Origin of the sequence: Microcoleus sp. CAWBG58, assembly GCF_020883045.1 — a bacterium.
In the GTDB taxonomy this organism is placed as follows: Bacteria; Cyanobacteriota; Cyanobacteriia; order Cyanobacteriales; family Microcoleaceae; genus Microcoleus.
Window position 1 is genome coordinate 24,562 of the sequence record NZ_JAHRFA010000074.1, and the last position, 11,572, is coordinate 36,133.

The 11,572-nt window shown below is 46.3% G+C and carries 10 protein-coding genes; 7 read left to right on the plus strand and 3 right to left on the minus strand.

Going from position 1 to position 11,572, the window contains the following annotated elements:
* The first annotated feature begins 41 nt into the window (after nt 1-41).
* The 4 genes from QZ918_RS25775 (at nt 42) to QZ918_RS25790 (ending at nt 3,385) form a co-directional block, all read left to right on the plus strand.
* Nucleotides 42-296: a hypothetical protein gene (locus QZ918_RS25775; RefSeq protein ID WP_293155206.1), complete on the plus strand. Its 255-nt coding sequence runs from the start codon at nt 42-44 to the stop codon at nt 294-296.
* Between the two features lie 41 nt (nt 297-337).
* Complete coding sequence (gene mltA / locus QZ918_RS25780; protein ID WP_293340049.1) at nt 338-1,519, plus strand: murein transglycosylase A; 1,182 nt, start codon at nt 338-340, stop codon at nt 1,517-1,519.
* Nucleotides 1,520-1,760: 241 nt separating this feature from the next.
* Nucleotides 1,761-2,294 (plus strand): hypothetical protein, encoded by a 534-nt coding sequence (locus QZ918_RS25785; protein WP_293340052.1) that lies wholly within the window; start codon nt 1,761-1,763, stop codon nt 2,292-2,294.
* A gap of 146 nt (nt 2,295-2,440) precedes the next feature.
* Entirely contained in the window at nt 2,441-3,385 is a 945-nt protein-coding gene (locus QZ918_RS25790; RefSeq protein WP_293340055.1) for an ROK family protein, read from the plus strand.
* Nucleotides 3,386-3,491: 106 nt separating this feature from the next.
* On the opposite strand, the gene QZ918_RS25795 is transcribed toward QZ918_RS25790, so the two are convergent.
* Together QZ918_RS25795 and pyrG are read right to left on the minus strand one after the other, a co-directional pair.
* Complete coding sequence (locus QZ918_RS25795) at nt 3,492-3,971, minus strand: hypothetical protein (RefSeq protein ID WP_293155196.1); 480 nt, start codon at nt 3,969-3,971, stop codon at nt 3,492-3,494.
* A 437-nt stretch (nt 3,972-4,408) separates the two neighbouring features.
* The gene (gene pyrG / locus QZ918_RS25800; RefSeq protein ID WP_293340058.1) at nt 4,409-6,067 is read right to left on the minus strand and encodes a CTP synthase; all 1,659 of its coding nucleotides are present in this window, start codon (nt 6,065-6,067) and stop codon (nt 4,409-4,411) included.
* 113 nt (nt 6,068-6,180) lie between these two features.
* Here pyrG and QZ918_RS25805 point away from each other — a divergent pair, with 113 nt between their 5' ends.
* Nucleotides 6,181-6,360, plus strand: a complete 180-nt coding sequence (locus tag QZ918_RS25805) for a hypothetical protein (protein WP_293340061.1) — start codon at nt 6,181-6,183, stop codon at nt 6,358-6,360.
* Between the two features lie 39 nt (nt 6,361-6,399).
* Here QZ918_RS25805 and QZ918_RS25810 read toward each other — a convergent pair whose 3' ends face one another.
* Nucleotides 6,400-7,368, minus strand: a complete 969-nt coding sequence (locus QZ918_RS25810; protein WP_293340064.1) for an Rpn family recombination-promoting nuclease/putative transposase — start codon at nt 7,366-7,368, stop codon at nt 6,400-6,402.
* A gap of 281 nt (nt 7,369-7,649) precedes the next feature.
* Between QZ918_RS25810 and QZ918_RS25815 the strand changes: the two genes are divergently transcribed.
* Both QZ918_RS25815 and QZ918_RS25820 read left to right on the plus strand, forming a co-directional pair.
* A complete protein-coding gene (locus QZ918_RS25815; RefSeq protein ID WP_293340067.1) occupies nt 7,650-10,265 on the plus strand; it encodes a VIT domain-containing protein in 2,616 nt (871 codons plus the stop codon).
* 252 nt (nt 10,266-10,517) lie between these two features.
* Nucleotides 10,518-11,414 (plus strand): pentapeptide repeat-containing protein, encoded by an 897-nt coding sequence (locus QZ918_RS25820; RefSeq protein WP_293155181.1) that lies wholly within the window; start codon nt 10,518-10,520, stop codon nt 11,412-11,414.
* Nucleotides 11,415-11,572: the final 158 nt, after the last annotated feature.

The following is an 11,572-nucleotide window of genomic DNA, read 5'->3' on the forward strand; positions in this document are numbered from 1 at the left end:
ATCGTTCTAAAAGCTTAAAATCAAAAATCTAAAATACACATATGCCCAGAACACCCAGCGAATATTCCGTGCACCTGCTGCTTGATGGCGGCCACCGCGAAGAAATCCGTTTTGCAACTCTGCCGGATTTTCAACAGTGGTATAAAACCCTGGTTCCCAAACAAGATTCGTCAGAATTTGTCAATGTTCCGATCAAAAATATTCAAGGAGAATACATGGTAGTTCGCCCTTCCAGTATTCTCGCAATTCGCGTAGAACCGCTGTTTAGTTCTAGTATCGAACGATACGATGAATGATCGACTAGGAAAGTTATCAATTGATTAGGGAAATTTAGAAATTGAGCAAGATTTTTCGCTATCAGCTATTGGCGATCGCCTGTTGTGTTTTGGCGATCGCATTTTCTGTTCCGGCGATCGCCATTCCGGCGCTGCAACAAATTAGTGTAAGTCAATTACCAGCGAGTGAATTGGAGTCGATCGCCTTTGACGCTCAAATCTGGGGCGAAAATGGCAAAGCTGGGGATAAACAATTGCTGTTAAAGTCGATCGACTACAGCCTCGGTTATCTTAACTCCCAGGCCGCGAAGAGTGCTTACAGTCGCTATCGGGTTTCAGGTATTACGCGCGATCGAGTTCGGCGATCGCTCGCTCGATTCCGCGAATTAGTTGTCAGTTCTACAACTCCAACACAACTCCAGGAATCAGTCAAGCGGGAGTTTGTGTTTTATAAGTCGATCGGCAAAGACAACAAAGGAACAGTAGCATTTACCGGTTATTTCGAGCCGACTTACCAAGCTTCTCGCACGCCTAATTCCGAATACCGTTATCCCCTGTACAAGGCACCACCAAACCTCGGTTCTTGGCGCCAACCTCACCCAACTAGATTGGAATTGGAAGGTGCGGATGCTTTGCAGGGAAGCAAAGGATTGCTGCGGGGATTGGAATTAGTCTGGTTGCGCGATCGATTCCAAGCATTTCTCGTCCACGTCCAAGGTTCGGCGAAGTTGCAGTTAACAGACGGTGGCGTGATGACAGTGGGTTTCGCGGGGAAAACCAGTCACAGTTATACAGGTGTCGGGCGAGAATTAGTTAAGGATGGCAAGTTTACTTTAGAGCAGCTAACATTGCCGAAACTCAACGAATATTTTACCAATTTTCCGGCAGACATGGACAAGTATTTGCCGAAGAATCAAAGCTTTGTCTTCTTCCAGAATACTAACGGAGCACCTGCTACTGGCAGCATTGGAGTGCCAGTAACTGCCGAAAGGTCGATCGCCACCGACAAAGTGTTAATGCCTCCAGGCGCGCTAGCATTAATTAGCACGAAACTTCCCTATCCCAATGCGGCGGGGAAACTCGAACAAAATGCCGTGAATCGGTTTGTGTTGGATCAAGATACGGGTGGTGCGATTAAAGGTGCGGGGAGAGTTGACGTATTTATGGGCACGGGAAACATGGCGGGCGATCGGGCTGGTTATATCAACTCAACTGGAGAACTTTATTATCCGCTATTAAAGTAGCAACAAACCAGTTTTTCGGGTAAAAGGTACGTAGTTGCGCTTTAGCGCTCTTTCTTATATATGTAAAGAGCGCTAAAGCGCAACAACATACCTAAAGATTCATAGGATTTATACAGAATTCAAGTAAAAATAAAGCAGTATTTCTGGTATCAAACTAAAAAAGGTACGTAGTTGCGCTTCAGCGCTCTTTATTATATATATGTAAGAGTGCCCAAGCGCAACAACATACCTAACCCGACAAATGCTAAACAAAATTTGGCAATTCCTCAAACAACTAATCCAGCGCTTATTGGGAAACACACCCCCACCTGCGCCACCGCCACAGCCCCGCCCCACCCTAACAGACGCGGAATACGAGTCGAAATTCATGGAAATCCTGGAAGGGGTGAATGCCGGCTGGAGTCGAGGGGATGTCGCGGGATTCTTAATCGCAAAACGCCTGAAAGATGGTGAATTGGCGGCTTGGTTGCGACGGTTTGGAAGTCGATTGTTTGAGGAGTTTGAGGAGGAGGGCGAGCACGGGGGCATCGCCCCTACGGATGCGGTGGAATCGCTTCAGGAATTGGCGCGCAGGCTGGAATTGTTGGGTAGAATTCGCAGCGGTGAATTGTCGGAGGTGGCGGGGGATATTGGGCGGGAGATTTTGACACGATTTCCGCTGCCGGTGGTTGAGGATGATGCTGGTGGGTATGGGAATGTGATTGAGGCGGTGTTTGTTGGGGATGGTTTGGGTATTTCTGGGGATGCGAATCGCGGAGGTGGAGAGGATGAATAGGATTTATATAGCAGGCTAAGAATTTAATAGACTCAGAGCGATCGCCATGATATTCTTAGCAATTAAGCGCCGCATCCGTCGCTAATTTTCACACACTCAAATAAGACGAAAGAGGACTGAAGTCCTCACTACAAACTTAAATCGTAATGGCACAAGTAATCGGCATTGACTTAGGTGGCACCGCAATTAAACTCGGCAGATTCAGCGAAGACGGCATTTGTCACCAATCCTTAACAGTCCCAACGCCTCAACCCGCTACTCCAGAAGCCGTTTTAGCCGCCATCACCGATGCTATTTTACAACTTCAAACTCCCCCCCTTAAGAAGGGGGTTGAACTTCAAACTCCCCCCCTTCTTAAGGGGGGGCTGGGGGGGGATCGAATATGTGCGATCGGCATTGGCACACCAGGCCCAGCAGACGCAGCCGGCAGAATAGCCCGAGTCGCAATCAACCTCAAAAACTGGCACAACGTCCCCCTAGCTGACTGGTTGGAAGCTAAAACCGGACTCCCCACAATATTAGCAAATGATGCCGATTGTGCCGGATTGGGAGAAGCTTGGTTGGGCGCCGGAAAAAACTTTAAAAACCTAATTTTACTAACATTAGGAACAGGAGTCGGCGGTGCAGTTATCCTAGATGGCAAACTATTTACAGGTCATTTAGGTGCTGCCGCAGAATTAGGATTAATTTCGATAAATCCCGACGGCCCCGAGTGTAATAGTGGCAATCAGGGTTCTTTAGAACAGTACATTTCCGTGCTAGCAATTCGCCGCGATACTGGTTTGGAACCCTTAGAATTAGCCAATTTAGCTAAGTCTGGAGATGCTAAAGCTTTAGAATTTTGGAGAAATTACGGTCGCTATCTCGGTATCGGTTTAGCAAGTATTATTTATATTTTAACACCAGAAGCTATTATTCTCGGTGGCGGAATTAGTGCAGGTGCCGAGTTTTTCTTGCCAGCAGTTCGAGCCGAAATAGAGCGGCGCGTGCTGCCGAGTTCTCGCGAAGGTTTGCAATTATTGGTTGCTCAATTGGGCAATCAAGCAGGCATGGTAGGCGCAGCAAAATTAGCTTGGCAAATCAGTTTGTAGTGCGTCCTGGCGTCCGCAGTTTCAGAGCGGACGCCAGGACGCACTACAAACCATTTTTATTATGGTCATGGATAGCACATGATATCACTAACGACTAATGACTTCTTTATGGCAGAGAGTGCCCAGTTATATTTTTAATATATTCCTGAATTTTTAGATAAGTGTCCGAGTTGCTTTCGCGCATGATAATAATATTAGTACCGCTGTCAGGCAGGCAAAAGCTGATTAACCGACCGTTCTGTTCGCAACCAAAAGAGCTGATTCGACTCAGATCGATCGCAAATTCTTTGCGCTCGTAATTAATTTTAATCCAGGAACCTTTAGAATTGCGATCGATCGTTCTTTTGAGGTAATCGAGAATTTGCTTGTAAGCCTCATAATTTCCTTGGGGATTGAGGATAATCGGCAGACTGCTATTCGGCAGCCAAAAAGTAATACGCTTGTTATCCGGTTCGCTAGAAAAAGCACTAATAGTGTCAAGGTCAATTATGTATGTATTTTTCTCATAAGTAATTTTACTCCAGTAAGCCACAACACAAAACCTCCTCAAACCTGCGTTTTCTGGTATTTTAGGATAGTTTGACAACTCATACAATTTTAGATTTGAGATTTTAGACTTCGGCTAGGGCGATCGCCCTTACGATTTTAGACTGAGAATGACAGATGACTGTGATGGTTAGGATATTGCCTACAGTTGTATTGTTTTGTGAGATTGGTATCACCATTGAAATCCCAGCTAAAAAGTTAAGTAAAAAGATCCGCAATTTTTACCTTCTGCCTTCTCCCTTCTGGCTTCGGGTACTACCCCCCAACCCATGTAAGCTAGGGTCGGGAGGTAAGGTTTTTCAGTCGTTGAGAAGGCTCCCCGATATCATGTCTAGTAAGTGCAACCCGAATCAAATCCTATTGTTGGGTTGGGCGAGTTTTCTACAGAGATTGTCTGCCGGATTTGAATATTGTTTGCTCTGGCCCGCCCTACAGACATCCAATATATCAAAACTATCGATCGCACATGAGATGAGATCAGGCTCCTGCAAGTTTCCCTGCTACTAAGTCGCGAGCCTCTGCTTCTAAAACATCCTGCTTTCCCTGAGAGCTCGCTGCTTGGATAAACCCCTGAAACAAAGGGTGTGGGGCGCTAGGCCTAGATTGGAATTCGGGGTGAAATTGACTGGCGATGAAAAAGGGATGGTTGGGCAATTCGATCATTTCTACGAGTCGGCCGTCGGGAGATGTGCCGGATACTACATAGCCTGATTCTAAGAAAAGATTGCGGTAGGCATTGTTGAACTCGTATCGGTGGCGGTGCCGCTCGTAAATCACTTCTTTTTGATACAGTTTGAAAGCGAGGGTGTCCGGGTTTACGCGGCACGGATACAAACCCAGTCGCATCGTACCGCCCAAATCGATTACATCTTGCTGTTCTGGCAATAAATTAATTACTGCATTTGCTGTATCCGGGTTGAATTCAGCGCTGTTGGCATCCTCTAGCTGGGCGGTGTTGCGCGCCCATTCGATGACAGCACACTGCATCCCCAAACACAATCCCAAAAATGGTATTTTATGGTGTTTGGCATATTGAATCGCAGCTATTTTGCCGTCAACTCCCCGAATCCCAAAACCTCCGGGCACAACAATGCCGTTGATATTTTGGAGATAGTTTTCGATGTTTCCCGATTCTAAATCTTCTGAGTTAATCCAGTGCAAATTTAGGTCGCAGCCGATCGAGATTGCGGCGTGCCGCAAAGCTTCCACCACCGAAAGATAAGCATCATTCAACCGCACGTATTTGCCAACCAAAGCAATCTCAATCTTGTGGCTGGGGCTATACAGCCGTTTGACTAAGGTTTGCCACTGAGTCAAATCGGGTGGCCGCTGTTCGAGTTGCAGCAAATTGATGGTTTGTTCCGCCAAACCTTCCTGTTCCATCATCAGCGGTACTTCGTAGATACTTTTGGCATCTTGAGCTGTGATGACGCATTCTTCGGGTACGTTGCAGAATTCTGACAATTTTTGTTTGAGGCCCAGAGGTAAAGGTCGATCGCACCTACAGACTAAAATATCTGGTTGAATGCCGATCGACCGCAACTCCTTAACCGAGTGCTGAGTCGGTTTAGTCTTCATCTCCCCAGCCGACGGAATCCAAGGTATCAGCGTCACGTGCATATACACAACATTTTGCCGTCCGACAGCCTTGCGAAACTGGCGAATGGCTTCCAAAAACGGCAAAGATTCAATATCTCCCACGGTGCCGCCAATTTCCGTAATCACCACATCAGGATTAGTATTTTTTGCTACCCGAAAAATGCGCTCTTTAATCTCATTAGTGATGTGGGGAATCACCTGCACCGTGCTCCCTTGATACTCGCCGCGGCGTTCCTTATTAATCACGGCTTGATAAATCGAACCCGTGGTGACGCTGTTGAGGCGAGACATGGAAGTATCGGTAAAACGCTCGTAGTGCCCCAAATCCAGGTCAGTTTCCGCACCGTCTTCGGTGACGAATACTTCTCCGTGTTGAAACGGGCTGAGAGTACCGGGGTCAACGTTAATATAGGGGTCTAGCTTCAAAATCGAGACAGAGTAGTCCCGGGATTTCAATAAGCGACCTAGAGAAGAAGCGACAATTCCCTTGCCGATACTGGAAACCACGCCGCCGGTCACAAACACAAATTTGGTCATAAATTTTTGACTTTAGATCTTTCTAGTTAAGAAGGTAACACTCAAATCTAAGAGCTAAAATCCAAAATTGTCCAGCAGGGTTTGAGCATTTCCCAAATACGGGTGCGGATACGATGAGTCACCCATTAGCTGAATCGGCTGGTTGGCATGGGTTTGGAGTGCGATCGCCAATTCCCCGACTTTTAAATATTCCTCAGCTCGCTTTTAGAGGAGACAAAGGCGAACCAGAAACCAACGCTTCTTTGGGAGCATCTGAGTTTTGTAAAAAGCATTTTTTTGTAGTGCGAGCTTAAGAGCTCGCGTATTGTAAAACACAGATGCTCCCGCTTCTTTTACCTCGATCGAGAATATGCCTGCAAGCGATCGGTCAAATCTGGCACACTAGCCAACTCAAAAATGGATTTCCCTAAATTTTCTAATTGCTCAGCGGATAACTGATTGATGCGAGTTTGGATCTCCGGCGACAGCGGGCCGACACGGGACTCCAAAAGCGACAAAATTAATTGTACTTGTCCTTGTTTGATACCTTGTTCGATACCTTGTTCGATACCTTGTTCGATACCTTGTTTGATACCTTGTTCAATCCCGATTCTGGTAGCTTTTGTCATGGCGCCGCGCTGGTCTTGAATGAAAATTTCTCGCCTTTCCAAATCTTCCAATTCATCGGGATCTAGATTTGCTTCATTGGCAATTTCAAAAGCTTTACGGAGTTCCGGCACATTCCCCAACTCTTCTGGTACCGACCTTAACGTCCGAGCGGTTTTCATGAAATATATCCACTTGTCAGTCAAAGTCTCTAATTCTTCTAAAGTTTTGTCAAATTTGGGCAATTCAACAAAAACAAATTCTAATTGATCCGCCAAGTAATCCATTTTATTGTTTTTCTCTTTGATGCAAAACCGGGAAATTACCGTTTCCAGATGTTCAAACATTTCAAAATCGGTAATCGTCAAGGCAATTACGGGATTTAAAAGATCGTAATTTTCTCCGCTTTTTAGTTGTACTGAGTAAGCTTTGGTGGCATTATATAAAACCCGCTTGTCAAAGGATTCTACATTCAATACCTGCATTTCGATAATTACTGTCTTTGTACCACCAATTTTAGCTTTAACATCCAAGTAAGTATTTTTAACTCCTTTGATTTTGGGAGCTAAATAAGGGTCAAGAATTTCTAAGTCTTCGATAACAGGATTTGCTTCGTAGATAATCGCATTCAAGAAGCTAATCAAAATATCCTTGCTATTGGCAGAGCCGAAGATTTTTTTAAAGGCAAAGTCGGTTTTGGGATTAATGAAACTCATGGTGATTTAAATTTATTAGAGGCTGAACAGTTGAGTTGAAAATTATTTAAGCCATCTAACTATTATACAATATTTAGCATTTGGGTGGGTTAGCAGTCGATCGCCCGAAACAACCTCGATACCGATTCCAGTCCCAATCTGCGGCTGTCGAGTTGTAAAATCTTTAATCTACAATCTCAAATCCCGTTTAGTCATTTTTCGTAAACAGCTAACTCAGGAACGTTTCGCCAATGGTAAAGTCATGATAGATAGAGCACCTCAAGTCTGATAAAAAAACTGCTATGAAGTTTGTCTGCGTTCTATCCCGTCAACGGTTGCTTTCTGGTGGTATCGCATCGATCGCAGCGATCCTCTTCGAGGGCTTCGCTAATGAGTGCGGCGCTATTCTCGCTCCCCATGGGGCGCAGGCAAACACTCCTGGGCAAAATCATTCGTCTCTGTCGCCGCAAATCCTCGCTAGTAATGATGTTAGTTGTAAGGGCGCGCGATCGCCCGAAACTCGCTGCCCAGTCGGCGGTTTGTTCGTCAAAACTCAAAATACCGCTACAGAACAAGTCTTTACTCTCAAGCACACTGAAGTTAAAGCTAAAATTGCTGGCAATATCTCCCGCGTCGAAGTTATTCAAAAATTTGAAAATCCTTTTCCCGAATCTTTAGAAGCTGTTTATGTATTTCCCCTGCCCGATGAAGCGGCGGTGGACGATATGGAAATTAAAATCGGCGATCGCATTATTAAAGCTAATATCAAACGCCGCGATGAAGCTTTGGAAATTTACCAAAAAGCTAGAGAGCAAGGTAGGACTGCGGGTTTGTTGCAACAAGAACGCGATAATATTTTTACTCAGTCTCTGGCTAATATCAAACCGGGAGAAAAGATTGAAGTTACGATTCGCTACACCGAGAGTCTCAAATTTGCCGGTGGCGATTACGAATTTGTGTTTCCCACTGTGGTTGGCCCGCGCTATATTTCGGGAAATCTAACCCCCCCCAACCCCCCCTTAGCAAGGGGGGGCGATAGTTCTGAATCTTCAGGGGCCAGAGATGGCAACAACACTCTATCCCCCCCCTTAGCAAGGGGGGGGCAGGGGGGGGTTAATACCGACGCTAGTCGCATAAACCCGCCTCTCTTGCCTCCGGGTACGCGATCGGGCCGCGATATCGCTATTTCGGTAGAAATCGATGCTGGAGTTGCGATCGGCGATGTCCGCTCTATTTCCCATCAAATTACAACAGAACGCAGCGACAATCTTGTGCGCGTCCAGCTAGCGAACTATGACACAATTCCCAATAAAGATTTAATTCTCCGCTATCGAGTATCGGGCGAAAATACTCGTGCCACAGTTTTGAGTCAAGCCGACGAACGGGGCGGTCATTTTGCCACTTATTTGATTCCGGCATTAAACTACAAAACTAATGAAATTGTACCGAAAGATGTCGTGTTTCTGATGGATACTTCCGGTTCTCAACAGGGCGAACCGCTAGCAAAATCTAAGGAGTTGATGCGCCGCTTCATTCAAGGGCTGAATCCCAAGGATACTTTTACGATTATTGATTTTGCCAACACGGCGCAAGCGCTGTCCGCTACTCCTTTAGCGAATACTGCGGAAAATCGACAAAGCGCAATTAATTATATCGATCGGTTGCAAGCTAACGGCGGCACAGAACTGCTCAACGGCATTCAAGCTGTGATGAAGTTTCCGGCTGCACCAACGGAAAGGCTGCGGAGTATTGTACTAATTACTGACGGTTATATTGGCAATGAAAAAGAAGTTTTGGCTCTTGTGGAGCGGAGTATAAAGCCTGGGAATCGACTTTACAGTTTTGGTGTTGGCAGTTCGGTGAATCGGTTTTTGCTCAACCGTTTGGCTCAAGTTGGTAGAGGCACGTCTCAAGTAATTCGTCAAGATGAACCTTCGGCGGAAGCTGCTGAAAAATTTTTCCGTCAAATTAACAGTCCGGTATTGACTAATATTGAAATTAGTTGGGAAGGAACGGGCGAAAAACCGGAGATTTATCCGATCGCACCCCCAGACTTATTTACCAGTCAGCCGCTGGTGTTGTTTGGCAAAAAGAGCGATCGAACTAACGGCCAACTTCGCATCCGCGGCACTCAAGCGGGCGGCAAAGCTTACGAGCAAATTTTACCTGTTAATTTTGCTCGATCCGGAGGGAGACAACGGGAGTCAACTTCAGGCACAGCAATTGTTACGGATTTTGGCAATCCAGCGGTAGCTCAACTTTGGGGGCGATCGCGCATTAAAGATTTAATGAATCAAATGTTTGGCGGCGAGACTCCTTCTTTGGTGGAAGCTGTGACTAATACAGCTTTGGCTTATCGCTTGCTGTCGGAATACACGGCTTTTGTGGCTGTGAGCGAAGAAGTGCGAGTCGAACCTGATGGTGCTCGGCGCCGCGTGCAAGTGCCCGTGGAATTGCCGCAGGGTGTCAGCTATCAAGGTATTGTCCCAGCCCAGGATCGGGAGCAAACCAGAGGTGGTGCTCGCAACTTTGGCGGGATTAACAGCCCGCTACCAATGAGTCCAGCTCCTGCGAGAATGGTGCCACCGCCACCACCACCACCGCCACCACCGCGCCAGCAGCAGATTGCTGCTCGCTTGCAAGTAGTCAGCGCTCCCGGATTGGATGCTGGGGCGATCGCATCTCTGAATAAATACCTGCGCTCTGTTAATCTCCCAGCGGCGGTTAGCGGCGAGACGGTGTGGGATTTATCCGTACAAGACGGCCGTGTTGCGAAAGTGGCAATCGACAGTCAAACCTCGAGTTTGCAAGGAACAGACACCCTTGAAAGTCTCAAAGCAGCCTTGAACTCCTGGCAACCTCCCGCAGGATTCAAGGGCACGCTGAGGCTGAAATTGCGGATTAATGCCGATCGTTAAGGAATGACTATCTATGTCACGAAACATTAACTTTTAATTCAAAAGTACCGAAATGGCGATCGCCACCGAGAGAACAATATAAAATCTTTATTAAGAGATCGCGTTTGAACAGAAAGTAATGCTAACTGGAGTTATACCGTTTGAGGCCAACGCTAAAACAGTCTAATTTTTGTAACAGTATAATTTCTGAAACAACCCTAAGAGTAAAGATTTCTCGATCGAACTCCCCAATCAGAGAAGGTATCACGCCCTATGGAAGTTAGCGAACTGCTCAACAATTACGAAAAAGGACAAAGAGACTTTGCTGGAGCCGATCTGAGCGGGGCAAACCTCAGCGGAGCAATCTTAATCGGAGTCAACCTTTCGCGCGCTAATCTTTCAGGGGCGAACCTCAGCAGAGCGTTTCTCACCAAAGCAAGCCTCAAAGGCGCACAGATGCAAAGAACAAATCTCAGTTTTGCCAAAATGGGCGAAACCAAACTCTCAGGCGCAGATTTGACAAAAGCCAATCTGAGCGGAGCTTTTTTAGTCAAAGCAAAAATGCCCAGGGTAAAGTTAAGCGGCGCCACTTTAACCAGCGCCAACCTACGGAGTGCTGTGTTGTGGAATGCCAATTTGTGCAGCGCCGACTTGCAATTAGTTAACTTGCTGGGCGCGAACCTCACGGGAGCTAATTTTAAATGGGCAAACCTTTACGGTGCCAAGCTCAACAGTGCAAAACTTTTTGGTGCTCAATTAACTGGAGTCAGCCTGCGGCGAGCGCAGTTGACAGGCGTGAATCTCTGCGGTGCAGATTTGAGCGGAGTCAACGTCAGCGAAGCTAAATTGATGGGAGCTAATTTGGAAGGCTCGAATTTGGCGGGAGCGAATTTCAGCGCGGCTCAGTTGCGGGGAGTGAAGTTGGCGGGAGCAAACTTAACCGGCGCTAAGTTTAGGGGAAGTTGTTTGAAAGGGGCAAATCTGAATTGGGCAAAATTGTGTCAAGCAGATTTGATGGCGGCCGATTTGAGCGAGGCGACTTTAATAGGAGCTAATTTAGATAATGCTTTGTTGGCGGGAGCTATTTTGCCGGAATCTACTAGGCGCTACTTTTCTTTAGCTGGGGCGTGCAAAGTCAATTCTTGGGAAGTTACGGAAGTTAATTGTTAATTGTTGATTGTTGACCGTTGACTGTTGACTGTCATTAGTCACAAGTTAAGCTAAAAACACTGTTGTCAATGAGTAATCTTACTCATTTTTTACCGAGATACCAATTAAAATATGACTCCATTTGTTGCCTTATTATTGCCAAAAAATTGTTCGGGACT